The sequence below is a fragment of the Streptomyces sp. NPDC059649 genome (genome assembly GCF_042734445.1).
Classification (GTDB): Bacteria; Actinomycetota; Actinomycetes; order Streptomycetales; family Streptomycetaceae; genus Streptomyces.
On the sequence record NZ_JBHWDV010000024.1, the window covers coordinates 27,224 to 50,093 of the forward strand.

Consider the following 22,870-nt stretch of genomic DNA (forward strand, 5'->3'; position numbering starts at 1 on the left):
CCCCGCGCCCCCGCCCGCCTCGGGGGGGGGGGGGGGGGGGGGGGGGGGGGGGGGGGGGGGGGGGGGGGTGGGGGGGGGGGGGGTGGGGGGGGGGGGGGGGGGGGGGCCCCCACGCCGCTCTTTGTCGTGCCGCTCCGCGTTTGGGCCGAGTTGGGCCTGATGCTTGGCTCGGCCTGGTCGGGCCTGGTCGGGCCTGGCTTGGCCTGGTCCGGTGAGGGTGGAGCGGGGGCGAGGGGCTCAGGTGGCGGGTGCTCCGGTGGTGGGTCCGGTAGGGGGCTCGGGCTCAGGTAGCGGGAGTTCAGGTGGTGAGGGTGAGGCTCGGGCTCAGGTGGTGCTGGTGCGGTGGACCTTGGTGTTGGAGGCCTGGGCGCGGGGCCGGACCACCAAGAGGTCGATGTTGACGTGGGAGGGGCGGGTGATCGCCCAGGTGATGGTGTCGGCGACGTCCTCCGCGCTGAGCGGCTGGTCCACACCCTCGTAGACCTTGGCGGCCTTGTCGGCGTCCCCACGGAAACGGGTGGTCGCGAACTCGTCGGTCTTCACCATGCCCGGGGCGACCTCGATCACCCGCACCGGCTCACCGCACAGCTCCAGCCGCAGCGTCTCGGCGATGACATGCGCACCGTGCTTGGCCGCGACATATCCGCCGCCGCCCTCGTACGTGGCATGACCGGCGGTGGAGGACAGCACGACGACGGTGCCGTCCCCGGAGGCCGTGAGCCTCGGCAGCAGCGCCTGGGTCATGTGGAGCACGCCGAGCACATTGACCTCGTACATCGCGCGCCAGTCCGCGGGGTCCCCGGTGGCCACCGGTTCCGCACCGAACGCGCCACCGGCGTTGTTGACCAGGACGTCGACGGACGGCAGCGCGTCGAGCGAGGCCGCGAAGGCGTCGACGGCGGCGCGGTCGGTGACGTCCAGCGCATGGGCCTGGGCGTCCGGCAACTCGGCGGCGAGCGCTTCGATGCGGTCCTTACGGCGGGCGGTGAGCACGACGCGGTACCCGGCAGCAGCCAGCGCCCGCGCGGTCGCGGCCCCGATACCGCTACTCGCTCCGGTGACAACAGCGGTACGAGCCTCCGCACCAGAAGTTTCGGCGCTACGGGCATCGGTGCTGCGGGCATCGGTGCTGCGGGCGTCGGTGCTACGGGAGTCGGTGCTGCGGGCATCGGCGGTCATGACGCTCTCCTCGGAGCCGGTGGGGACGACGGAACGGCGGAACGGCGGAACGACGGGACGACGGGACGGCGGATCGGCGGCTGTCGGCACGACCGTTGTGCGACCCGACCGCACTCGCGGTGTGGCCAGGATATGCAGCCCCTGATCAACTGCTGCTCAACTCCCGATGAGCGCTTGATCAATGGCTGGTTTGGTGGACGGTCAGGGTGCGGCCGCCGGACGGTCAGGGCGCGGTCGGCGCGCGCTGTGGCGGGCTGGTGGGGAGCGGCGGCCGGTCAGGGGTTGGTTGGGGGCGGGCGGTGGTCGGGCCCGAGTTTTGAGCGGTCGCGGCGTGGTCGGGGCGGGCTGGGGGTGGCGAGGGGGGTGTGGTCGCAGGAGGGCTGTGGGTGGTGAGGGGTGGTCGTAGGAGGACTGTGTGGGTCGGCAGGGGGTGGCTGGGGAGGCCGGTGGCGACTGGTGTGGGTCGGCAGGGGGTGGCTGGGGTGGCCGGTGGCGGGCGGTGCGGGTGGTCACGGGGGCGTTTGGGCCCGGGCCGTGGGTGGTCGCGGGGTGGCCGGGCCCGGAGCGTGGGTGGTCACGGGAGCGTTCGGGCCCGGGCCGTGGGTGGTCGCGGAGTGGTCGGAGACGGCCGCGGGTGGTCATTGGGCGGTCGAGGGCCGGGCAGTGGGTGGCCGCGGGCTGTTGAGGGAGGGAGCAGTGGGCGACTGGTGTGGGGACGGTCAGCGGCTCCTGGGGGCGTACATGATCACTGCCATCCCGGCCAGGCAGATCAGCGCGCCGATGACGTCCCAGCGGTCGGGGCGATAGCCGTCGGCCACCATCCCCCAGGCCAGCGACCCGGCGACGAAGACACCGCCGTACGCGGCGAGGATGCGCCCGAAGTTGGCGTCGGGCTGGAGCGTGGCCACGAAGCCGTACACGCCGAGCGCGATCACCCCGGCCCCGATCCATGCCCAGCCACGGTGTTCGCGGACCCCCTGCCACACCAGCCAGGCCCCGCCGATCTCGAACAGTGCAGCAACGACGAACAGGGCAGCGGAACGCGCGATGAGCATGCGGCGAGCCTAAGCCCGGCCGGCTCCGGCGCTGCGCGGTCCCTTCCCCCTCTCTCCTCCCTCCCCCACCCACCTCCACCTCCACCTACTCTCCCGCCTCAAACACCCCCCAGCCACCCCCGAGGCACCCCCGGAGCCACCCGCGAGGGCCACCCCGAGCCATCCCCCGGGCCACCCCGAGGCACCCCCCCCGGGCCCACCACCGAGGCACCCCCCGAGCCACCCCTCCCAGGCCACCCCGAGGCCCCCGGGGCCCACCACCGAGGCACCCCGCTCAGCGCTGTCAGTGGTGCATGAGAGCTTCGAGTCATGCTGATTGAACGGGCTTATGTGGACGTTCCGACGGGTACGGGGGCGGCCGAGGACGGCTGGCCCTGGACGGTGCCCTGTGTCCGGCAACTGGCCGCGGAAGGGCTGACCTTCCGCGCGCCCGTCACCTTCCTGGTGGGCGAGAACGGTTCGGGGAAGTCCACGCTGGCCGAGGCCCTGGCAGAGGGCTTCGGTCTGGATTCGTACGGTGGGTCGGCGGGCTACAAGTACGCCTCCTCCCGTGAGGCCTCGCTGCTGGGCGGTCTGCTGCGGTTCGATCCGACGCAGGAGGGGCGGCGGATGGTGCGGGGGCCGCGGACGCGTCGCCGTGGCTTCTTCCTCCGGGCCGAGACCGCGCTGGAAGCACTCAACGGCGAGCGGAGTACCCAGCGGCTCTCCCAGGCCCCGGACGAGATGAGCCACGGCGAGAGCTTCCTGCTGGCCTTCCGCGAACGGTTCGCCGAGCGCGGGCTGTACGTGATGGACGAGCCGGAGGCCGCGCTGTCCTTCTCCTCCTGTCTGGAACTGGTCGGGCTGATGGACGAGTTGGCACGGATCGGAGCCCAGGTCGTGTGCGCCACCCACTCACCGCTGCTGACGGCCCTGCCCGGCGCGGACATCGTGGAGGTCGGCGAGCACGGCATGCGGTCGGTGGAGTGGGCGGAGCTGGGCCTCGTCGACCACTGGCGGCGATACCTCAACGACCCGCGGGCGTATCTGCGTCATGTGCTGACACCGGGCTAGGTGTGCCGGTGCCGGTGCCGGTGCCGGTGCCGGTGCAGACGCAGGCGCCGGGCCAGGGCTAGCCGGGCCAGGGCTAGGTGCGCCGGCGCCGGGCTCAGTCGCGGAGAGTTCCGGCACCTGCCGCGGAGCCGACACCCCCAGCAGAGCTTGCCCCCCAGCAGAGCTTGCCCCCCAGCGGAGCCGGCACCCCCTGCGGAGCCGGCACCCCCTGCGGAGCCGGCACCCCACGGTGGAGCTCCCCCGGGCGGAGCTCTGCCCCGGGCGGAGCTGGCACTCACCCCCCTCGGCGGAGCTGGCCCCCGGTGGAGCCGCCCCCCCCGAAGGAGCTGGCGCGCCCCCGTGGAGCCAGCACCCGTAGGGGCCGGCGCCCCCGCGGAGCCGGCGTCTCCGCAGGGCCGGCGCCCCACAGAACCCACGCCGCCACAGAGCCGGCGCCCCCGCAGAGCCGGCGCCCCCGCAGAGCCGGCGCCCCCGCTCAGCCGTCCGCCTCCGCTCAGCTGTCCGCCTCCGCTCAGCTGTCCGCCCCCGCTCAACCGTTCGTCGGCGCGGCGCCGGTCCACCGTATGAGCGCGCTGCGCAGTGCCGCGGCGCGCTCGGCGGGGGCCGTGGCGTCGGTGGCCCAGGCGATATAGCCGTCGGGGCGTATCAGCAGGGCGGTGCGGCGGCCGCTGTCCCAGGTGGCCGGGATGACGCGGTCGTCGGCCGGACGCAGGCCGGTGGGCTCGTCGGCGGGGGTGATGAGGACGAACTTCCCCTGACGCAGGAGTTCATAGAGCCGACCGCCGCCGGCCAGGCGGATGTCCGGGGCGCGGTGGCCGGCGAGCCGATGGGCACCGGGTCCGGCCGGGTAGCTGATGCCGATGCCGGAAAGCATGCGTATCGCACGGCGGTTTACCGGCCGCAGATGGTTGATGAGCCGCGCGGCGATTCCCCGGACCGCACGCCCGGGAGCGGAGTGCAGCAGGGTCAGCCGCAGGATGGCGCCGCTGCTGCGGAGCACCGCCTTGCCGACGGGATGCCGCTCGGCCTGATAGCTCCCCAGCAGGGATGCGGGGGAGTGGCCGCGTATGACCGCGGCCAGCTTCCAGCTGAGGTTGGCGGCGTCCTGCAGACCGGTGTTCATGCCCTGACCGCCCGCGGGGGAGTGGACATGCGCGGCGTCCCCGGCGAGGAAGACCCGGCCGACGCGGTACTGCGGGGCCTGGCGTTCATCGCTGTGGAAGCGGGAGGTCCAGCGGGCGTCCCGCATGCCGTAGTCCGTACCGAGCGCGAGCCGGGCGACCTCGCGGACCTCCTCGAGATCGGCGGGTACGTCGTCGTCGGCCTGGCGGTGGCGGTTCCAGCCGATGATGCGGTACCAGCCGTCCCCGAACGAGCCGATCAGCGCGAACGCCTCACTCGTGGCGTTGACCGTGAAGGGGGACGGCGGCTCCTCGTCCAGCCGGACGTCGGCGAGTATCACCGAGCGGATCACGGACTTCCCCGGGAAGGGCAGGCCCACGGCCTCCCGGATCGTGCTGCGCACACCGTCGGTGCCGACGAGGTAGGCGGCGCGGGCGCTGCGGATGCCGTCGGCGGTGCGCAGCTCCACCGTCACCCGCTCCTCGTCCTGGTCGAGGCCGAGCACCTCCGAGTCGTACCGGAACACCACGCCGGCCTTCCGCGCCCGCCGCTCCAGCAGCCGCTCGACCTCGAACTGTGGAGTGATCAGGACGAAGGGGAAGCGGGTGGCGAGCTGGCCGGGGTCGAGCGTGGCCTCCCCGAAGAGCCGGAGCCGCGGGATCGGGTGACCGCCGGCGACCAGCTCATCGGCGAGACCGCGGGCATCGAGCTGCTCGAGCGTGCGCGCATGGACGGCGAGGGCGCGGGTGAGGTTGCTGGTGGTGTCACTGCGGCGTTCGAGAAGCGTGACGGACAGGCCCGCCTCGGCGAGGTCCCCGGCCAGCAGCAGCCCCGTGGGGCCGGCACCGACGACGAAGACGTCCGCGATGTCCTCGGCGTCCGCCATGTCTGCGGCGCCGGCACTACCTGCGCTGGGTGCGATGTGCCCGTCGGCCTCCGGGGCGTCCCCTACCTCGGCGTCCCGGGCCGCTCTTACCTCAGCGTCCACGGCCGTTCTCACCTCGGCGTCCCGGGTCGTGCTGGTCCCCTGGTCCCGGGTGCCCGGCCGGTCCGGTGTGCGGTTCGTGGCATCCATGGCTTCCGCCTCCCTTGCGTGCGCCTGGGCCTATGCCAACGCGTGTGGGTCAACGGATGTTGGTCAACACGTGTTGGTCAACGCTTGTTGGCAAGCGTAGGTCGCGTCGGCTTGGCATGTCAACAGTCGTTGGCCTACAGTTGTTGACATGCCGGAAGACCGCTCCCTTACTACTGCTGAGCCCGACGCCCCCACCGATTCCGCGGGCTCCGACACCGCCGCCGGCGCCCTGTCCGCGGGCGGCCCGCCCGCAGGGGCCACATCCGCCGCGGCCCGGCCCGCCGGCCCCGCGGACCCACCCCGCCGGTCCGCCGCGACCCGCGCCGCGATCCTGGCCGCCGCCCGTGACCGCTTCGCCTCGGACGGCTACGAGCGCGCCACGATCCGGGCCATCGCACGCGAAGCGGGCATCGACCCGTCGATGGTCATGCGCTACTACGGCAACAAGGCCGGCCTCTTCGCGGCCGCCTCCGAGATCGAGGTGCATGCGCCCGACCTCAGTCACGTACCGCGGGAAGAAGCCGGCGCCCGGCTCGTACGCCACTTCCTCGAGCGGTGGGAAGGCGACGAGGTGCTGACCGGCATGCTGCGCGTCGGCGTGACGAACGAGGCGGGCGCGGAGCGGATGCGCGGGGTGTTCGCCGAGCAGATCAGGCCGGTGCTCACGGCGGTCTGCCCGGTACCCGAAGAAGCGCCGAAGCGCGCGGCGCTGATCGCCTCCCAGATCCTCGGCATGGCGCTGTGCCGGTACGTCCTGCATCTCCCGCCGGCCGTCGCTTTCAGCCATGAGGAGGTCATCGCCTGGCTGGCGCCCACCATCCAGCGCTATCTCACGGCCGAGCAGCCGTAGGGCGCACGTGCCGGGCGGGGGACGGTAGTTGGGGGCAGTTGAGGCCAAGTGAGGACAGGTAAGGACAGGTAAGGACAGTTGAGGGGTGCTTGACGGGCGGTGCCGGTGCGCCGCCCCTTCAGCCCGCCCCGCCCCGGGCGGGCGCCGCCGTTCAGTCCCCGGACAGCGGTCGCGGCACCCGTGCGGCCACCCGCCCCAGGTGTCCCTCGAAGACCTGGCGCGCCTCCGGAGTCAGCGTGCGGAGCGCCACCATCGCCGTGACGATCACATCGCACAGCTCACTGTGCACGTCGTCCCAGGTGTGGCTGTGGCCCTTGCGCGGGTTCTGACCGGTGGCGCCGATCACCGCCTGTGCGACCTCGCCCGCCTCCTCGGAGAGCTTCAGGATGCGCAACAGCCGCTCCTGTTCCGGTGGCAGCGGGCTCTCGCCGTCGAGCCAGCGCACCAGGTGGTCGACGGTTTCCCAGACGGCTGACGGGGCGTTGGCCGAAGGCGCGGGCGAGGCAACGACCGGGGACGCGGTCGAGGCATCGACCGGCGGAGGAGTATCGGACATGGCCCGATTGTGCCCGTGTCGGGCGGCGTACGCGCCTAGGGTGGATCAACCGCCGTATGTGAAGTGCGGTACGCGAGGCGCGGTAGGTGAACCGCCATAGGTGAAACGCGGCTCACGAACCGCCGTTGATGCACCGCCGTTGACGCACCGTCGTGTACGAAACGCCGCGTACGAACCTCCGTACACGGGCCTTCGTACACAGAGATCCGTGTATGGACATCCGTACTCGGACATCCATACACGAACCCCCCCGTATTGCTGCTGGTTGGTGGAAAGGGGCACGTCGAAGATGGTCGAGCACCGCACGTCCCGCGATCCGCTCCCCGAGGCGCTGGTCGATTTCTACGGTCTGGTGCCGCTGCCGCGTGAGGGCGGACGGTACCGGCGCACGTGGGCGGGGCCGGCCCGGCCCGACGGGCGGCCCGAGGGCACGGCGATCGTGATGCTGCTGACCGCCGAGCCGGGCGACTACTCCGCCCTGCACCGGCTGCCGACCGACGAGATCTGGCACTTCTACCGGGGCGATCCGCTCACCCTCTTCCTGCTGACCGAAGGGCCTGAAAAAGACGGGCAGCTCGGGGCGGCGGAGCGGGCCGGGGCGAGCGCACCGGATGGTGGCGCGGCCCGTACGGTCGTACTCGGGCCGGACGTCCTGAGCGGGCAGCACGTCCAGTTCACCGTGCCGGCCGGTACGTGGATGGCCGCCGAGGTCGCCGAGGGCGGCTCCTGGACGCTGTTCGGCTGCACGATGGCGCCCGGTTTCACCTTCGAGGACTACGAGCACGGGGACGCCGCCGAACTGGCGGCGCGGTTTCCCCGGGAGGCAGCGCGGATCGCCGCGCTGAGCCGGCCATGACAGGGGAGAGGACCCCTTTTGGCCTGAACGGCGGTGGGGCGGGGGCTAGTCCCGGGGAGGGGGGCCCACCGGGCGGATCCGGCCACCTGCCCGATCTCTCCGGGCAAGTGGTGCTCGTCACCGGGGCCGCGGGTGGGGTCGGGCGGGGCATCGCGGTGCGGTTCGCGGAGGCCGGGGCGGCGGTGGTGGTGCACTACCGCGCGGCGGCCGAGGCGGCGCGGGCGCTGGTGGGGCGGATCGAGGAGGGCGGCGGGAGTGCGCTGGCGCTGGCGGCCGATCTGGCCGTCGAGGAGGAGTGCCACCGGCTGGTGGACGAGGCGGCCGGCTGGCGCGGGCGGCTCACCGCGCTGGTGAACAACGCCGGGGTGCAGCCGACGCAGGAACTGGCGGGGATGTCGCTCGCCGACTGGCGGGCCGTGGCGGACCTCAACGTGCACTCGGTGTTCGCCTGCACGCAGGCCGCGGCGGCCGCGATGCGGGAGGGCGGCGGCGGGTCGGTGACGCATATCGCGTCGATCGAGGCGGACCGTCCGGCTCCGCAGCACGCCCACTACTGCGCGTCCAAGGCGGCGGTGGTCATGCATGCGCGCGCCGCCGCGCTGGAGTACGGCCGGTACGGCATCCGAGTCAACAGCGTCTCGCCGGGCCTGATCGACCGCCCCGGGCTGGCCGAGGACTGGCCCGAGGGGGTACGGCGCTGGCACGCGGCGGCACCCACCGGGCGGTTGGGGCGCCCGGAGGACGTGGGCGACGCCTGTGTGTTCCTCGCCTCACCGATGGCGTCCTGGATCACCGGACAGGACCTCGTGGTGGACGGCGGAGTCTCGGCCCGACCTACGTGGTGAGGTCCACGGCACCCGTAGGGGAATGACCCCACCAGCGCACCACCAGCGCCCCGGCCCGCCCCGGACACCAGACCACCCGGGAGACAACGCCGTCCCGGCCACCCCGGCCCGAGGGCCCCGGCGTCCCGGCAACGCCCACCCCGCCCCACCCCCGCCGAACCGTTACGGCCACACCAAGCAATACGCCTGGTGTCCCGCCTCGTGGAGGCGGTGGCTGAAGTCCTGCCATTCGTGGAGGAGCTGGTAGACGGCGAAGGCGTCGCGGGGGCCGCCGCGGTCGGGGACCGTGGACCAGATGAAGGCGGCCGCGCCGACCGATTCCTCGCCGATGCCGCGCAGCGGGTCGACCACGGTCATGGGGAGCTTGACGACGGCGTAGTCGGGGTGGAGGACGACGAGTTCGAGCGGCGGAACCTTATGGAGGGGTATGCCCTCTATGCCGGTGAGGACCATGGCGGCCATGGTCTCCGGCTTGATCTTGGTGAACATCCCGCCCATGCCGAGCTCGTCACCGCCGAGTTCCTCAGGGCGCATGGAGATCGGGACCCGGGCCGCCGTCGCGCCGTTGGGCGCGCCGAAGTATTTGTAGGTCACCCCCATGCGGCCGCCCCTGATGTCCCCACCCTTGATGCCTTCGGTCTCGCGCCGGTGACGGCCGCGCTGGGCGCGCCCGGAACCCCGGTCGTCGGTTCCTTCGCCCAGTTCGCCACCGCGATGCATATCTCCACCCGACCACTCGCAGCCCAAGCCGCGCAACCCGATCATCGTCTCAGAGACCTCCCCCGTCACCGGCGCGCGAAACGCCCGGCCGCACGCCCCCGTGCGCCTCTGAGACCATTGCTTGCGTGACTCACTCGTCCGTCGCCCCAGTTTCGCAGACAAGCGGGGGCTGACGCCCGGTCGAAAGCGAGAGGAATCAAAAAAGGATCGAGCGGGAACCGCGCGGCGCCTTAGGTGGTCCAAGCGGGGATTCCCACGCCGTTGTCAGCCGGGGCCGTGCCCGTACGCCGCCGCCCTCCCTCGTTTATGCAGGTCAGGATCACAGTGTCTTTTCCGTATGAAGCCCCTGTTTCGCAGTCGCTCTTCGAGCGCGCCTCCGTGGTGACGCCCGGCGGCGTCAATTCACCGGTGCGGGCGTTCCGCGCCGTCGGTGGTACGCCCCGGTTCATGGTGTCCGGTACCGGTCCGTACCTCACCGACGCCGACGGCCGCGAGTACGTCGACCTCGTGTGCTCGTGGGGGCCGATGATCCTCGGGCACTCGCACCCCGAGGTGATCGCGGCGGTCCAGGAGGCGGTCGCCCGCGGTACGTCCTTCGGCACGCCCGGCGCGGGCGAGGTCGAGCTGGCCGAGGAGATCGTGGCCCGGATCGAGCCGGTCGAGCAGGTGCGCCTGGTCTCGTCCGGCACCGAGGCGACGATGTCGGCGATCCGTCTGGCGCGCGGGTTCACCGGCCGTCCCAAGGTGGTGAAGTTCGCCGGCTGCTACCACGGGCACGTGGACGCGCTGCTGGCCGCGGCCGGCTCGGGCGTGGCGACCTTCGGGCTGCCCGACACGCCGGGCGTGACCGGCGCGCAGGCCGGCGACACGATCGTGCTGCCCTACAACGACCTGGCGGCGGTGCGGGCCGCGTTCGCCGCGCACCCGGGCGAGATCGCCTGTGTGATCACCGAGGCGTCGGCCGGCAACATGGGCGTGGTGCCGCCGCTGCCCGGCTTCAACCAGGGCCTGAAGGAGGTGTGCGCCGAGAACGGCGCGCTGTACATCTCCGACGAGGTGATGACCGGCTTCCGCGTCAGCAAGGCCGGTTGGTACGGGATTGACGGTGTTCGTCCGGATCTGATGACCTTCGGCAAGGTCATGGGTGGCGGTTTCCCGGCGGCGGCGTTCGGCGGCCGCGCGGACGTCATGGCGCACCTCGCCCCGGCCGGCCCGGTCTACCAGGCGGGCACCCTGTCCGGGAACCCGATCGCCACCGCGGCCGGTGTCGCGCAGCTGCGGCTGCTGGACGACGCCGCGTACGAGAAGGTCGACGCGGTCTCCGCAGAGCTGCGCTCGCTGGTCGGCGGGGCGCTGGCCAAGGAGGGCGTGGCGCACCGGGTCCAGGTGGCGGGGAACATGTTCTCCGTCTTCTTCACCGAGCGGGACGTCACCAACTACGACGAGGCGAAGGCGCAGGAGTCGTTCCGCTTCACCGCGTTCTTCCACTCGATGCTGTCCCAGGGCGTCTACCTCCCGCCGTCCGCGTTCGAGTCGTGGTTCGTCTCGACCGCGCACGACACCGCGGCCGTCGAGCGGATCGCGGCCGCCCTGCCGGCCGCCGCCCGGGCCGCCGCCGAAGCGACGGAATGAGGGGGAAATGAACCAGAACAGCAACGACGTCTCCGCCGGCAACAACGGTGACGACATCACCGTCGTCCACCTCATGCGGCACGGCGAGGTGCACAACCCGGAGGGCGTGCTGTACGGGCGCCGGGCCGGCTACCACCTCTCCGAGCTGGGGCGGAAGATGGCCGACCGGGTCGCCGAGCACCTCGCGGACCGGGACGTCACCCATGTCGTCGCCTCGCCGCTGGAGCGCGCGCAGGAGACCGCGACGCCGGTCGCCGCGGCGCACGGTCTCGACCTGGCCACCGACGAGCGGCTGATCGAGGCGGCCAACGTCTTCGAGGGCAAGACCTTCGGGGTCGGTGACGGCGCGCTCAAGAAGCCCGGCAACTGGAAGTACCTGACGAACCCGTTCCGGCCCTCGTGGGGCGAGCCGTATCTGGAACAGGTCGTACGGATGATGGCGGCGCTCGGCGCGGCGCGGGACGCGGCCCGCGGGCACGAGGCGGTGGCGGTCAGCCACCAGCTGCCGATCTGGATCGTCCGCAGCTTCGTGGAGCGGCGGCGGCTGTGGCACGACCCGCGGAAGCGGCAGTGCACGCTGGCCTCGCTGACGTCGTTCACGTTCCAGGGCGACAAGATCATTTCCGTGGGGTACAGCGAACCGGCGCGCGACCTGGTTCCCTCCCACCTTCTGGCCGGCGCCAAACCGGTGAAGGGGAAGAGCAAGGCCTACGGAGCCTGACACTGCATCAGGTGGCGGAACGTCAAAAGCGCGCAGGAGGAAATATCCGAGCGAGGAACCCGTAGTTCCCGGTGCTCAACATGCCCCCGTCTCCAATGTCCGTTTATATGGATATTGAGTTCGGCGAGCACGGATGGGGACGAGGGTATGCGCGCGATCAGTCGGCGAAACCTGCTGGGCCTCGGAGCGGGGGCAGCCGCGGCGCTGGGCGTCGCCGGCTGCTCCACGTCCGGCCCGCGGGCGAGCGCCGACAAGCAGAAGGTGAAGAGCTCCGTCCAGGCCCGCCCCAAACTCATCGGTGACGGCTCGACAGCGAATTACGGCGCACAGCCGCACCAGCCGGAAGCCCCCGAACGCCTGGAGCCCGGACAGACCCCGCCGCAGTTCGTGGTCTTCTCCTGGGACGGCGCGGGAGAGGTCGGCAACGGCCTCTTCCCCCGCTTCCTCCAGGTCGCCAAGGACCACGGCGCGGCCATGACCTTCTTCCTCTCCGGCCTCTATCTCCTGCCGGAATCCCAGAAGGACCTCTACGAACCGCCCAACAACCCGCGCGGCGCCTCCGCCATCGGCTACCTCAGCGACGACCACATCAAGGAGACGCTGAAATACGTGCGCCAGGCCTGGCTGGACGGCCACGAGGTCGGCACCCATTTCAACGGTCACTTCTGCGGCGACGCCCCGACCTCGGTCAAACACTGGACCCCCCACCAGTGGTACTCCGAGATCGAGCAGGCGATGGACTTCGTCACCAAATGGCGGACCAACACCGGATTCGCCGACACCGAACCGCTGCCCTTCGATTACCGACAGGAATTGGTCGGTGGCCGTACGCCATGTCTGCTCGGCCAGCGAAATCTGCTGCCCGCCGCCCGGGAACTCGGCTGGCGCTACGACGCCAGCGCGCCCGGCGGCCTCCAGATGTGGCCGAAGAAGAAATTCGGCCTCTGGGACTTCCCGCTCCAGCAGATTCCGTTGCCCGGGCACTCCTTCGAGGTGCTCTCGATGGACTACAACATCCTCGCCAACCAGTCCCGGAACTCCACCAAGGCCCCACCGGCCAACTACCCCGGCTGGCGGCAGCAGGCCACCGACGCGTACATCTCCGGATTCCGCCGCGCCTACGAGACCAACCGCGCCCCCCTCTTCATCGGCAACCACTTCGAGCAGTGGAACGGCGGCATCTACATGGACGCCGTCGAGGACGCCCTCAAGCACATCGCCAACGAGCAGAACCCCGATGTCCGCCTGGTGTCGTTCCGGCAGCTCACCGACTGGCTCGACGCCCAGGACCCCGAGGTCCTGTACCGGCTCCAGCAGGTCCCGGTCGGCGAGCGGCCCGCCGAGGGCTGGAAGGAATACCTCTCGGCCATGTGACCCCGAGACCCATGACCCGTGACCCGGCCGGGCGAGGGGGGCGCGGAAGATCCGCAAATGGCCCATGCGAAACTTTTCACATGAGTGCTGACGCCCCACGCCGCCGCACGCGCCGCCGCCGGATCATCCTGCTCGCCGCAGGGGCCGCGGCCGCCTCGCTGTCGCTGAGCGCCTGCGGAGACGGCGCCTCCGGAGGCTCGGCCCAGACCCGCTTCGTCCAGGGCAAGGACGGTGTCGACACCGTCAAGAAGGCCGACCGCCGGCCCGCCCCCGACCTGTCCGGTGAGAGCACCACCGGCAAGAAGCTCGACGTCGCCGACTACAAGGGCAAGGTCGTCATCCTCAACATCTGGGGATCGTGGTGCGGCCCCTGCATCGCCGAGGCCCCCAACTTCGCCAAGGTCGCCAAGGAGACCAAGGACCAGGGCGTCCAGTTCCTCGGCATCAACACCCGCGACTCCCAGAAGTCCCAGGCCACCAGCTTCGAGGAAGAGCACAAGGTGCCCTACCCGAGCCTGTTCGACCCCACCGGCCGGCTCATGCTGCGCTTCCCCAAGGGCAGCCTCAACCCGCAGTCCATCCCCTCCACGATCGCCATCGACCGGCACGGCAAGATCGCCGCCCGCTCGATCGGCCCGCTCACCGAGGACGAACTGCGCGGCATGGTCAAGCCGCTGATCGCCGAGAAGTGATCCCGCCGGAGATGGAACTCACCCAACTCGCCGCCGCCGCGGAGAACCACACCGTCGCCACCGGCACCCTCCTCGCCGCCGTCCCCATCGCGGTCCTCGCCGGCCTCGTCTCCTTCTTCTCCCCCTGCGTCCTGCCGCTGGTCCCCGGCTACATGTCGTACGTGACCGGCGTCACCGGCACCGACCTCGGCGAGGCCCGCCGCGGCCGGATGCTCGCCGGAGCCGGCCTCTTCATCCTCGGCTTCACCGCCGTCTTCGTCTCCGGCGGCGCCCTCTTCGGCTTCTTCGGCAAGACCCTGCTCGACTACAAGGACGTCATCTCCCGCGTCCTCGGCGCCCTGCTGATCCTCTTCGGACTGGCCTTCGCCGGCGTCCTGCAACGCTTCGGGCAGCGAGAATTCCGCTTCCACAAGAAGCCCGCCATGGGCCTGGCCGGCGCGCCGGTCCTCGGCGTCCTCTTCGGCGTCGGCTGGACCCCCTGCCTCGGCCCCACCTTCGCCGCCGTCCAGACCCTCTCCTTCTACGACGCCAGCGCCGTCCGCGGCGCCCTCCTCACCGTCGCCTACTGCTTCGGCCTCGGCGTGCCGTTCATCGCCGTCGCCCTGGCCTTCCGCCGCGTCCTCGGCGCCTTCGGCTGGGTCAAACGGCACTACCAGTGGGTGATGCGGATCGGCGGCGGCATGATGGTCGCCCTCGGCGTCCTCCTCGTCACCGGCATCTGGGACAGCCTGATGTCCGAGCTCCAGAGCTGGGCACAAAGCTCCACCGTTGGGATCTGATCGATGTCCACCAAGACCGACACCCCCCGCGACCCCGGCCCCGGCACCCCCGGCACCGACGACGCGGGCAGCGACCTCGGCGCGGCCGGCTCCCAGCTCTCCACCGCGCCCCGGGAAGACGTCACCCTGCCCTCGCTCGGCCCGGTCGGCTGGGCCCGCTGGTTCTGGCGGCAGCTGACCTCCATGCGGGTCGCGCTGCTGCTGCTCTTCCTGCTGTCGATCGGCGCCATCCCCGGCTCGCTGATCCCGCAGACCAGCATCGACCCCGTCAAGGTCGACCAGTTCAAGGCCGACCACCCCACCCTCGGCGACGTCTACGACACGCTGGGGATGTTCCACGTCTACAGCTCGGTGTGGTTCTCCGCCATCTACCTGCTGCTGTTCATCTCCCTGATCGGCTGCATCATCCCGCGCAGCTGGCAGTTCGTCGGCCAGCTCCGCGGCCGCCCGCCGGCCGCCCCCCGCCGCCTGACCCGGCTGCCCGCCTACACCACCTGGCGCACCGACGCCGCCCCCGACGACGTGCTCGCCGCCGCCGAGCGGATGCTGAAGAAGCGCCGGTTCCGCGCCCACCGCGCCGGCACCGCGGTCGCCGCCGAGAAGGGCTATCTGCGCGAGGTCGGCAACCTCGTCTTCCACCTCGCACTGATCGTGATGCTCGTCGCGTTCGCCGTCGGCAGCCTGTGGAAGTCCGAAGGCGGCAAGCTGATCACCGAGGGCGACGGGTTCGCCAACAGCCTCACCCAGTACGACGACTTCAAGTCCGGCGCCTTCTTCGACACCGACACCATGGAGCCGTTCGGCTTCAGCCTCGACAAGTTCGACGCGACCTACGAACGCTCCGGACCGCAGAAGGGCACCCCGCGGATCTTCCGCGCCCACATCCGGTACTTCTCCGGCGCCGACGGCCAGGAACACAAGACCACCATCGAGGTGAACACCCCCCTCGACATCGCCGGCTCCAAGGTCTACCTGCTCTCCCACGGCTACGCGCCCGACGTCACCGTCAAGGACGGCCGAGGCAAGACCGTCTACAACGGCGCCGTCCCCTTCCTCCCCCAGGACCCGAAGAACTTCACCTCCACCGGTGTCGTCAAGGTCCCCGGCGCCCGCACCAAGGACGACAAGCCCAACCAGCTCGGCTTCCAGGGCTTCTTCGTCCCCACCTTCGGCGGCAAGGGCTCCGGCTCGATGTTCTCCACCTTCCCGGCCCTCGACAACCCGCGCCTGGTGCTCACCGCCTACCACGGCGACCTGGGCGTCGCCTCCGGGCTGCCGCAGAACGTCTACCAGCTCGACAAGAAGAACCTGAAGCAGTACCAGGTCGACGGCCGCGCGGTCGCCCAGATGATGAAGCCCGGCGAGACCATGAAGCTCCCCGGCGGCGACGGCAGCATCACCTTCAACGGCGTCAAGACCTGGGCCAGCTTCAAGATCAGCCACCAGCCCGGCAACGGCCTCGCCCTCACCGGCGCGGTCGCCGCCCTCCTCGGCCTGGCCGGCTCCCTGTTCATCCAGCGGCGCCGCGTCTGGGTCCGCGCCGAACGGACCGAGGAGAACGGCGACGGCGTCACCGTCGTCGAGATGGCCGGACTCGGCCGCAGCGAGTCCGCCCGCCTCCCCGAGGAACTCGGCGACCTCGCCGCGGCACTGGAGCCCGACGCCCCGCTCGCCCCGCACCCCGACCCGGCCACCCCCTCCGAAGACCCCGCGGAGCCCACCGACTCTGACGGTCCTGCTGACCCCTCCGAAGGAGCGCGCGCGTGAACCTCGCCGCCGCAGCCAACGAGACACTGGCGCACAACAGCAATGTCCTGGTCTATTCGGCCATGGCGATCTACACCCTCGCCTTCGTCGCGCACATGGCCGAGTGGGTGTTCGGCAGCCGCAGCAAGGTCGCCCGCACCGCCGCCGCCCTCACCTCCCCCACCACCGCGTCGGCACCCGCCACCGCCACCGCCGAACGCCGCAGCGGCGGCACCGCCGTACTGGAACGGCCCAAGGTCATCACCAAGTCGGCGGCCGGCAGCCGCGACGTCCCCGACGGCCCCGGCGCCGCCGGCGGCACCGAGAAGGGCGACCTCTACGGCCGCATCGCCATCTCGCTGACCGTCCTCGCCTGGGCCCTCCACGTCGGCGGCGTCGTCACCCGCGCCCTGTCCGTACAGCGTGCCCCCTGGGGCAACATGTACGAGTTCTCCACCACCTTCGCCGCCGTCGCCACCGGCATCTACCTGCTGCTGCTCGTCCTGAAGAAGAACGTCCGGTGGATCGGCCTGCCCCTGGTCACCACCGTCCTGCTCGACCTCGGCCTCGCCGTCTCCGTGCTCTACACCGCCAGCGACCAGCTCGTCCCCGCGCTGCACTCCTACTGGCTGTGGATCCACGTCAGCTGCGCGATCCTCTCCGGCGCCGTCCTCTACCTCGGCGCCGTCGCCACCCTGCTCTTCCTCTTCCGCGACCGCTACGAGGCCAAGCTCGCCGACCCCGCCGGCAAGCAGCCCGGCGCCTTCGCCGCCTCCGTCCTGGAGCGCCTGCCCTCCGCCGCGTCCCTGGACAAGTTCGCCTATCGCGTCAACGCCACCGTCTTCCCCCTGTGGACGTTCACCATCATCGCGGGCGCCATCTGGGCCGAGGCCGCCTGGGGCCGCTACTGGGGCTGGGACCCCAAGGAGGTCTGGTCCTTCATCACCTGGGTCGCCTACGCCTGCTACCTGCACGCCCGCGCCACCGCCGGCTGGAAGGGCCGCAAGGCCGCCTGGCTCGGCCTGATCGCCTTCGCCTGCTACCTCTTCAACTACTACGGCGTGAACATCTTCGTCACCGGCCTGCACTCCTACGCCGGCGTCTGAACCACCCGAACCACCACACGGTGCCGTACGGAAAGCCCCCGGGCCCACCCGTACGGCACCGTCGTCATGACGACCACTCGACCCGGACCACGGCCACCCGACCCTGATCACGGCCAGTCGACACCGATCACGGCCACTCGACCCGGTCCGTCACCGCCGCCGGCGCCGCCCCCGCTCCTGCCGCGGCGGCACCTGTCCCGCCCCCGGCAACGTCGGCTTCGGCAGATGCGCCACCTCCCACTGCGCCTCCGCCAGCTGCTCCGCCGTGTCGTCCGGCAGCCGCGGCGGCCGGCGCGCCGCATGCCGGAAGCCGAACGCCGACGTCAGATCGCCGAACGCCGTCCGCCGCCAGTCACTGATGTTCGGCTCCTCCACACCCGTCCAACGCTCCAGGAACTGCAGCACCGACGTGTGGTCGAACGGATCACCGGCCGCCCAGCCGCCCACCGTCCACGGCGACACGATCAGACACGGCACCCGGAACCCCCCGCCGATCGGCAGCCCCCTGACGAACTCGTCCGCGGTCCCCGGCGGCGGCACCGGCGGCGGCACATGGTCGAAGAGCCCGTCGTTCTCGTCGTAGTTGAGGATGAAGACCGTCTTCGCCCACACCCGCGGATTCGACGCGATCGCCTCCAGCTTCTGCGCCACGTACGCCGCGCCCGCCGCCGGCAGATAGTCCGGATGCTCCGACTGGTGACTCGTCGGGATCAGCCACGACACCGCCGGCAGCCGGTCGTTGCGGGCATCGTCCTCGAACGTGCCCGCCGGCTGCGGCCGCACCCCCTTCTCGTACAGGGGATCACCCGGCTGGGAGTCCCGGAACGTCTGGAACTGCTCCAGCAGATTGCAGCCGTAGTCGTCCTCCTCCTGGTACACCTTCCAGCTGATCCCCGCCGCCTCCAGCCGCTCCGCGTACGTCGTCCAGCGGTACGGCTTCGGCGCGGTGTTGTTCAGCACCGGCCCGCCCCGCGTGCCGCCCGGGTCCAGCGTGCCGGTCATCCAGTACAGACGGTTCGGCCAGGTCGGCCCGAAGACCGAGCAGAAGTAGTTGTCGCACAGCGTGAACGCCTCCGCCAGCGCGAACTGGAACGGGATGTCCTCACGCGTGTGATAGCCCATCACATACGGGCCGTTGACCCCGTCCGCCTTCCGGTGCGCCGGCAGCCAGCGGTCCATCTTGCCGCCGTTCCACGCCTCGTGCTGCACCGACCAGGCATGACTCGTGGAGGGAATGGCCTGCGCGCTGGAGGTGTGGGTGTTGAGCCGGAACGGCAGCAGATAACCGTCCGGATTCTCCGCGTCCGGCTGGTGGAAGACATCACGGCCGTCCGGGAGCGTCAGCGCGTCCGGGTCGGCGAAACCACGGACACCGCGCAGCGTGCCGAAGTAGTGGTCGAACGACCGGTTTTCCTGCATGAGCATGACGACGTGCTCGACGTCGTGCAGCGAACCGTGACGTGCGGGTCCGGCGGCGACGGCCTTTTGCACGCTGGGCGGCAACAGCGTCAGCGCGGCGGCGCCACCGACCGCGCCGGCCGCGGAGCCGAGGAGTCTGCGTCGGGTCATGTCGGGCATATGTGCCACTCTCCCTGAGTCGCGTGAGCCCTCAGTGGGCCGACATGACTGTGGCGGCGGGAGAGTTTCCCGGGCAGCGGCAGGAATCTGGACGATGCCTCAATTGGCCGTGAAAGGCCGTCAGTTGGCCATTCCGCGCTACGCCTCGTACGCCACACGAAGCAGTCCCCCACGGACCGCGCGGTGGCCGGAATTACGGGTTTACCGGGCCGCGTCAGGACACGCGGCCGAGCCCCGGAGTTCCCTCGGGTGCAGGGTACGGACACTCCTCGGGCAGCAACCCGGCCGCCCCCGCCACGTCCCCCGCCGCCATCCGCGCCCGCACCTCACGCGCCAGCCCGGTCACCTCCGTGATCCCCACCGTCCACTCGTCCGCGTACCGCCGCGACGCCTCCCCGGCCAGCCCCAGCTGCAGCGAACGGTACGGCAGCGGCCGCAACCACAGATCCCGCTCCGGATCCCACTGCACCCGCGCCGGCGACTCCCGCAACCGCCGCCGCCAGGAGTCCCGGTCCGCGTGCTCGTCCCGGTCGAAGTGCGACAGACACGCATGCCGCAACGCCCAGTCGAAACCCGCCCGGTCGATCTCGACCGCCAGCACCGTCTCCTGCCCGGCCTTCGATGCCCAGCCGCAGCGGTACATCATCCACAGGAACGACGGCTTGATCCACGTCATCCGCTCACGCTTCCACGCCACCGGAAACCGACCGTCCCGCGCCGCCGGCAGCCCCAGCTCGGGCGGATAGGCCTGATAGACCGTGACGGTCCGTTCGGTGTAACGGGCGCGGATCCGACGGAGGGGTTCGGCGCTGGCGTGGTCGGTGCCGGCGGGCTCGGTGACGTGGCGCTCGGTGACGTGGCGCTCGGAGTCGAGGCGCTCGGTGTCGTGCGGGGCGATGCTCATGAGCGGTCATCCTGACCGACGACGACCGGACCGGGCCACCGAATTGCCGCGCCGCGGCAGGGGCGGGACTACCGGCCCGTCAGACCACTGGTCCGCGGCTGATCCATGGCCGGTCCGTCGCTGTTCCGTGGCTAGTCCTTGGCCGACGGCGGCGTGTCCTCGTTGTTGCCCTCCGACGCCTCACGCGCCTTGCGCCGCAGCTCCTCCTCGCGGCGCCGCAGATCCGCCTCCCAGTCCTTCAGCAGCGCCTCGTCCTTCTTGTTCTCCTCCTTGAGGGAACGCAGGAACTCCGGATTGTCGTCCGGCGCCACCCACTTCGCCGTGCTGTGGTTGCGGTGCCACTCCGAAGGCGTACTGCCGCCCCCGCCCGCCACCGCATGCCGGTGCTTGCCCGCCACCAGCCACGCGATCGGACCGATCAGCACCTCACCGAAGAGCAGGATGACGATCACCCAGACCACCTTCGGCAGTCCGCGCACCTGCGACTCGGGGGTGTTGAGGCAGTCGATGAACGCGTAGATCCACAGTGCCAGCACCAGAAGGAACGGCAGATACCTGAGCATTGCGGAACGCGCCCCCTGCACACGACGGCGGGCCCACGGCAGGGCCCGGTGACCCGCCCAGGGTAGTGCGTACCCGATACTGGAACGCATGGCTTACGACGATCTCCGCTCGTTCCTGCGCGCTCTTGAGCGGGAAGGCGACCTCAAGCGCATCAAGGCCGAGGTCGACCCGTATCTCGAAGTCGGCGAGATCGTGGACCGGGTGCAGAAGGCCGGCGGGCCCGCGCTGCTCTTCGAGAACGTCAAGGGCTCGGCGATGCCCCTCGCCATGAACGTCTACGGCACCGACCGCCGCCTCCTCAAGGCCCTCGGCCTCAAGGCGTACGAGGACATCAGCGCCAAGATCGGCGGCCTGCTCAAGCCCGAACTCCCGCACGGGTTCGTGGGGATCCGCGAGGCGTTCGGCAAGCTCGCCGGCATGACGCACGTCCCGCCCAAGAAGGTCAAGGGCGAGAGCGCCCCCGTCCAAGAGGTCGTGCTCACCGGCGATGACGTCGACCTGGACATGCTCCCCGCCCTCTTCACCTGGCCCAAGGACGGCGGCTCGTTCTTCAACCTCGGCCTCACCCACACCAAGCACCCCGAAACCGGCGTCCGCAACCTCGGCCTCTACCGCCTCCAGCGCCACGACAAGCGCACCATCGGGATGCACTGGCAGATCCACAAGGACAGCCGCAACCACTACCAGGTGGCCGCCAAGCGCGGCGAGAAGCTGCCGGTCGCCATCGCCTTTGGCTGCCCGCCGGCCGTCACCTACGCCTCCACCGCCCCACTCCCCGGCGACATCGACGAATACCTCTTCGCCGGCTTCCTCCAGGGCAAGCGGATCGAGATGGTCGACTGCAAGACCGTCCCGCTCCAGGTCCCGGCGAACGCCGAGGTCGTCATCGAGGGCTGGCTGGAGCCCGGCGAGATGCTCCCGGAAGGCCCGTTCGGCGACCACACCGGCTTCTACACCCCGCAGGAGCCGTTCCCCGCGCTGACCATCGACTGCGTGACGATGCGCAAGCGCCCGCTGCTCCAGTCCATCGTCGTCGGCCGCCCGCCGACCGAGGACGGCCCGCTCGGCCGGGCGACGGAACGCTTCTTCCTGCCCCTGCTCAAGATCATCGTCCCGGACATCGTGGACTACCACCTCCCCGAGTCGGGCGGCTTCCACAACTGCGCGATCGTCTCGATCGACAAGAAGTACCCCAAACACGCACAAAAGGTGATGCACGCGATTTGGGGCGCGCACATGATGTCCCTCACCAAACTCATCGTCGTCGTCGACGCCGACTGCGACGTCCACGACCTCCACGAGGTCTCCTGGCGCGCCCTCGGCAACACCGACTACGCCCGCGACCTGACCGTCGTCGAAGGCCCCGTCGACCACCTCGACCACGCCTCCTACCAGCAGTTCTGGGGCGGCAAGGCAGGTATCGACGCGACGAGGAAGTGGCCCGAGGAGGGCTACACCCGCGACGGCGGCTGGCCCGACATGGTCGAGTCCGACCCCCGCACGGCGGCCCTCGTCGACCGCCGCTGGAAGGAGTACGGCCTCTGATGAGCAGCGCCTCCGCCGCCCTCCCGCAGCCCGGCCGCACCAGGGCCTTTTTGCGGCTCGTCATGATCGAGCACTCGGTCTTCGCGCTGCCCTTCGCCTACATCGCCTCCCTGACCGCGATGTACCAGCGCGACCGGCGCATCGACTGGCTCCTGCTGCTCCTCGTCACCGTCTGCATGGTCGGCCTGCGCACCTTCGCGATGGCCGCGAACCGGATCATCGACCGCGAGATCGACGCCCGTAACCCCCGCACCGCCCACCGCGAACTCGTCACCGGCGCGGTCTCCGTGAAGTCCGCCTGGACCGGCGCCCTGATCGCCCTCGCCGTCTTCCTCGGCGCGGCGGCCCTGCTCAACCCCCTCTGCCTGGCCCTCGCCCCGGTCGCCGTGGTGCCGATGGTGGTCTACCCGTACGGCAAGCGCTTCACCAACTTCCCCCAGGCCATCCTTGGCCTCGCCCAGGCCATGGGCCCGATCGGCGCCTGGATCGCCATCACCGGCACCTGGTCCTGGGACGCCGTGGTCCTCGGCCTCGCGGTCGGCATCTGGATCGGCGGCTTCGACCTGATCTACGCCTGCCAGGACGTCGACACCGACCGCGAGATCGGCGTCCGCTCGGTCCCGGCCCGCTTCGGCATCCCCGCCGCGATCCGGGGTGCCCGCGGCTGCCACCTCGTCACCACGGCGCTCTTCGCCTGGTACGCGCTGGCCACCGGCGCCGGCCCGTTCTTCTGGCTCGGCCTGCTGATCGTGGCAGCCGCCTTCCTCTACGAGCACACCATCGTCCGGCCCCACGACCTCACCCGCCTCAACCGGGCCTTCTTCCAGGTCAACGGCTTCATCGGGATCGCACTGTTCGTGTGCGCGCTGCTGGATCTGGTGGTGCGGGGGCTGTCGGTCTGAACGGCCCCGGCTGGGG

General features: G+C 71.0%; 21 protein-coding genes. 13 read left to right on the forward strand and 8 right to left on the reverse strand.

Annotation, left to right across the window (positions count from 1 at the left end; all coding sequences use genetic code 11):
- Positions 1–324 precede the first annotated feature (324 nt).
- The gene (locus ACFV1J_RS23420; RefSeq protein WP_385860912.1) at positions 325–1,179 is read right to left on the reverse strand and encodes an SDR family NAD(P)-dependent oxidoreductase; all 855 of its coding nucleotides are present in this window, start codon (positions 1,177–1,179) and stop codon (positions 325–327) included.
- Between the two features lie 719 nt (positions 1,180–1,898).
- Positions 1,899–2,234, reverse strand: coding sequence for a YnfA family protein (locus ACFV1J_RS23425; protein WP_385860914.1), 336 nt, complete (start codon positions 2,232–2,234; stop codon positions 1,899–1,901).
- Positions 2,235–2,543: 309 nt separating this feature from the next.
- Between ACFV1J_RS23425 and ACFV1J_RS23430 the strand changes: the two genes are divergently transcribed.
- A complete protein-coding gene (locus tag ACFV1J_RS23430; protein WP_385860916.1) occupies positions 2,544–3,287 on the forward strand; it encodes an AAA family ATPase in 744 nt (247 codons plus the stop codon).
- A 529-nt stretch (positions 3,288–3,816) separates the two neighbouring features.
- Here the strand turns inward: ACFV1J_RS23430 and ACFV1J_RS23435 are convergent.
- The gene (locus ACFV1J_RS23435) at positions 3,817–5,295 is read right to left on the reverse strand and encodes an FAD-dependent oxidoreductase (RefSeq protein ID WP_385861084.1); all 1,479 of its coding nucleotides are present in this window, start codon (positions 5,293–5,295) and stop codon (positions 3,817–3,819) included.
- Positions 5,296–5,632: 337 nt separating this feature from the next.
- On the opposite strand from ACFV1J_RS23435, the gene ACFV1J_RS23440 reads away from it, so the two are divergent.
- Positions 5,633–6,334 carry a TetR family transcriptional regulator gene (locus ACFV1J_RS23440; protein ID WP_385860918.1) on the forward strand — a complete coding sequence of 234 codons (702 nt, stop codon included), beginning with the start codon at positions 5,633–5,635 and terminating at the stop codon, positions 6,332–6,334.
- A gap of 151 nt (positions 6,335–6,485) precedes the next feature.
- Here the strand turns inward: ACFV1J_RS23440 and ACFV1J_RS23445 are convergent, their stop codons facing one another.
- Positions 6,486–6,890, reverse strand: coding sequence for a MazG-like family protein (locus tag ACFV1J_RS23445; protein ID WP_385860919.1), 405 nt, complete (start codon positions 6,888–6,890; stop codon positions 6,486–6,488).
- Between the two features lie 289 nt (positions 6,891–7,179).
- On the opposite strand from ACFV1J_RS23445, the gene ACFV1J_RS23450 reads away from it, so the two are divergent.
- Positions 7,180–7,746: a cupin domain-containing protein gene (locus ACFV1J_RS23450; protein ID WP_385860921.1), complete on the forward strand. Its 567-nt coding sequence runs from the start codon at positions 7,180–7,182 to the stop codon at positions 7,744–7,746.
- Positions 7,747–7,832: 86 nt separating this feature from the next.
- Complete coding sequence (locus ACFV1J_RS23455; RefSeq protein WP_385861086.1) at positions 7,833–8,591, forward strand: SDR family NAD(P)-dependent oxidoreductase; 759 nt, start codon at positions 7,833–7,835, stop codon at positions 8,589–8,591.
- 162 nt (positions 8,592–8,753) lie between these two features.
- On the opposite strand, the gene ACFV1J_RS23460 is transcribed toward ACFV1J_RS23455, so the two are convergent.
- Positions 8,754–9,311 carry a hypothetical protein gene (locus tag ACFV1J_RS23460; RefSeq protein ID WP_078866473.1) on the reverse strand — a complete coding sequence of 186 codons (558 nt, stop codon included), beginning with the start codon at positions 9,309–9,311 and terminating at the stop codon, positions 8,754–8,756.
- A gap of 324 nt (positions 9,312–9,635) precedes the next feature.
- On the opposite strand from ACFV1J_RS23460, the gene hemL reads away from it, so the two are divergent.
- The 7 genes from hemL to ccsB all read left to right on the forward strand — a co-directional run bounded on the left by hemL (position 9,636) and on the right by ccsB (position 17,361).
- A complete protein-coding gene (gene hemL, locus ACFV1J_RS23465; protein WP_385860924.1) occupies positions 9,636–10,943 on the forward strand; it encodes a glutamate-1-semialdehyde 2,1-aminomutase in 1,308 nt (435 codons plus the stop codon).
- 7 nt (positions 10,944–10,950) lie between these two features.
- Positions 10,951–11,664 (forward strand): histidine phosphatase family protein, encoded by a 714-nt coding sequence (locus ACFV1J_RS23470; protein WP_385860926.1) that lies wholly within the window; start codon positions 10,951–10,953, stop codon positions 11,662–11,664.
- 147 nt (positions 11,665–11,811) lie between these two features.
- Positions 11,812–13,038, forward strand: a complete 1,227-nt coding sequence (locus tag ACFV1J_RS23475; RefSeq protein ID WP_385860928.1) for a hypothetical protein — start codon at positions 11,812–11,814, stop codon at positions 13,036–13,038.
- 80 nt (positions 13,039–13,118) lie between these two features.
- The gene (locus ACFV1J_RS23480; RefSeq protein WP_385860930.1) at positions 13,119–13,730 is read left to right on the forward strand and encodes a TlpA family protein disulfide reductase; all 612 of its coding nucleotides are present in this window, start codon (positions 13,119–13,121) and stop codon (positions 13,728–13,730) included.
- An 11-nt stretch (positions 13,731–13,741) separates the two neighbouring features.
- On the forward strand, positions 13,742–14,509 hold the full coding sequence (locus ACFV1J_RS23485; RefSeq protein ID WP_385860932.1) for a cytochrome c biogenesis CcdA family protein: 768 nt from the start codon (positions 13,742–13,744) through the stop codon (positions 14,507–14,509).
- A 3-nt stretch (positions 14,510–14,512) separates the two neighbouring features.
- A complete protein-coding gene (locus ACFV1J_RS23490; protein WP_385860934.1) occupies positions 14,513–16,276 on the forward strand; it encodes a cytochrome c biogenesis protein ResB in 1,764 nt (587 codons plus the stop codon).
- Positions 16,273–17,361 (forward strand): c-type cytochrome biogenesis protein CcsB, encoded by a 1,089-nt coding sequence (gene ccsB / locus ACFV1J_RS23495; RefSeq protein ID WP_385860936.1) that lies wholly within the window; start codon positions 16,273–16,275, stop codon positions 17,359–17,361. The genes ACFV1J_RS23490 and ccsB overlap by 4 nt, the downstream gene beginning before the upstream one ends.
- Positions 17,362–17,511: 150 nt before the next feature.
- On the opposite strand, the gene ACFV1J_RS23500 is transcribed toward ccsB, so the two are convergent.
- From ACFV1J_RS23500 to ACFV1J_RS23510, 3 genes are all read right to left on the reverse strand, one after another.
- Positions 17,512–18,939 (reverse strand): alkaline phosphatase family protein, encoded by a 1,428-nt coding sequence (locus ACFV1J_RS23500; RefSeq protein ID WP_385860938.1) that lies wholly within the window; start codon positions 18,937–18,939, stop codon positions 17,512–17,514.
- A gap of 214 nt (positions 18,940–19,153) precedes the next feature.
- Entirely contained in the window at positions 19,154–19,843 is a 690-nt protein-coding gene (locus ACFV1J_RS23505; protein WP_385860939.1) for a DUF4291 domain-containing protein, read from the reverse strand.
- 131 nt (positions 19,844–19,974) lie between these two features.
- On the reverse strand, positions 19,975–20,406 hold the full coding sequence (locus ACFV1J_RS23510) for a PLD nuclease N-terminal domain-containing protein (protein WP_385860940.1): 432 nt from the start codon (positions 20,404–20,406) through the stop codon (positions 19,975–19,977).
- An 88-nt stretch (positions 20,407–20,494) separates the two neighbouring features.
- Between ACFV1J_RS23510 and ACFV1J_RS23515 the strand changes: the two genes are divergently transcribed.
- Both ACFV1J_RS23515 and mqnP read left to right on the forward strand, forming a co-directional pair.
- The gene (locus ACFV1J_RS23515) at positions 20,495–21,952 is read left to right on the forward strand and encodes a menaquinone biosynthesis decarboxylase (protein ID WP_385860942.1); all 1,458 of its coding nucleotides are present in this window, start codon (positions 20,495–20,497) and stop codon (positions 21,950–21,952) included.
- On the forward strand, positions 21,952–22,854 hold the full coding sequence (mqnP, locus tag ACFV1J_RS23520; RefSeq protein WP_385860945.1) for a menaquinone biosynthesis prenyltransferase MqnP: 903 nt from the start codon (positions 21,952–21,954) through the stop codon (positions 22,852–22,854). The genes ACFV1J_RS23515 and mqnP overlap by 1 nt, the downstream gene beginning before the upstream one ends.
- The last annotated feature ends 16 nt before the right edge of the window (positions 22,855–22,870 follow it).